Source organism: Sulfuricurvum sp. RIFOXYD12_FULL_44_77, from assembly GCF_001830725.1.
GTDB lineage: Bacteria > Campylobacterota > Campylobacteria > Campylobacterales > Sulfurimonadaceae > Sulfuricurvum > Sulfuricurvum kujiense_A.
Genome location: NZ_MIBU01000209.1, coordinates 1 through 1,088 on the forward strand (window position 1 = coordinate 1; position 1,088 = coordinate 1,088).

Consider the following 1,088-nt stretch of genomic DNA (forward strand, 5'->3'; position numbering starts at 1 on the left):
AGAGTTTCCCGTCTTTACCGTTATGTTTTGCATTACTTAAAATGACCGAAGAGACCCGTCCGAGTGTATCAATTTTTAACGTAAATTCTTTAGCCGATACGGTGGTGAGCGTATCGGTCGTAACGGTTTTAATATCGGCAACAACCGAAGCCTTACTCTCCGTTTGCGTTGCTGCGGCAGTCGGTTGAGTAGCAACTTCATTCGTAGCTGATACCGTAGTGGTGTTCTCTTCAGCGTTTGGAGCTTGCGGAGGAAATAGTGTCGTATAACCTATGAAAAAGACAAAAGATAAAGCAACAGCAACGAGGAGCCGTTGATTGGGAGTAAACTTTTCTAGCACTGGGACCCTTTAAACTTAAAATTTTTAATCAGAAAATAATTCTGTTGATATGGAACAAACCAGTATTTTATCGTATTTATGGAGAGTTCGGAGGGTTTTAACATCGGTTTGTTGATAATCGGATAATCAATACCGCCGGAAAAAAGTTGATTGCACCGTAAAATTCGTAAAAACGTGGAGGAAAATGCACGAGGAAGAGTGTTTCGTTCAAACTGCCATAGGGCATATTCGGAGCATGAGGGATAGTGACGACACGCACCGCGTGTCACCAAAGAGAAAGAGTGCCGATAAAGCCACAGGAGCTTAAGAAAGAAGATTCTTATCATCACCTACTCCAGCCATGGCACCCGTCCGTTTTAAAACATATTTGCAGTCGCGTCGCACTGTATCGAAGGGGTTGTCAAATAACCCTTTCTTGGCGACAAAAACGTACCATCCGTCTTGCGCATTGGGTGAGAACTCATCAAAAAGGGCCCGGAGACGTCTTTTACATCGATTTCTCACTACTGCATTTCCAACTTTTTTACTGGCCGTATATCCAACTTTTTTTTCTCCCTTTAAGGGGAGATAAAACAACGCGATGGAAGTGCTGTGCGCATTTTTCCCGCGTTGATAAACACGCTGAAACTCACTATGGAGCTTTAGCATCGAGAAGCTATTTAGACAGCCAATCGTTTTCTACCCTTAGCACGACGAGCGTTCAATACTCGACGGCCGTTTTTTGTCGCCATACGTGCACGGAAACCGT

General features: G+C 43.8%; 3 protein-coding genes and 1 pseudogene. All 4 read right to left on the reverse strand.

Translation table 11 applies throughout. The features are described from left to right. Positions 1-340: pseudogene (locus tag A2517_RS07640) on the reverse strand (membrane protein insertase YidC); the annotation flags it as partial. Next, a complete protein-coding gene (yidD, locus tag A2517_RS07645) occupies positions 334-666 on the reverse strand; it encodes a membrane protein insertion efficiency factor YidD (protein ID WP_294895729.1) in 333 nt (110 codons plus the stop codon). The pseudogene A2517_RS07640 and the gene yidD, both read right to left, overlap by 7 nt. Further along, positions 644-988 (reverse strand): ribonuclease P protein component, encoded by a 345-nt coding sequence (rnpA, locus tag A2517_RS07650; protein WP_294895731.1) that lies wholly within the window; start codon positions 986-988, stop codon positions 644-646. Before rnpA ends, yidD begins: the two co-directional genes overlap by 23 nt. An 11-nt stretch (positions 989-999) precedes the next feature. Beyond that, positions 1,000-1,088 (reverse strand): 50S ribosomal protein L34 (rpmH, locus tag A2517_RS07655; protein WP_294895733.1); only part of this gene is annotated, 89 nt, incomplete at its 5' end.

What these genes read in the sequence shown, in the direction of transcription:
- yidD (WP_294895729.1), bottom strand. Translation starts at nt 666, where the DNA reads ATGATAAGAATCTTCTTTCTTAAGCTCCTGTGGCTTTATCGGCACTCT.
- rnpA (WP_294895731.1), bottom strand. Translation starts at nt 988, where the DNA reads ATGCTAAAGCTCCATAGTGAGTTTCAGCGTGTTTATCAACGCGGGAAA.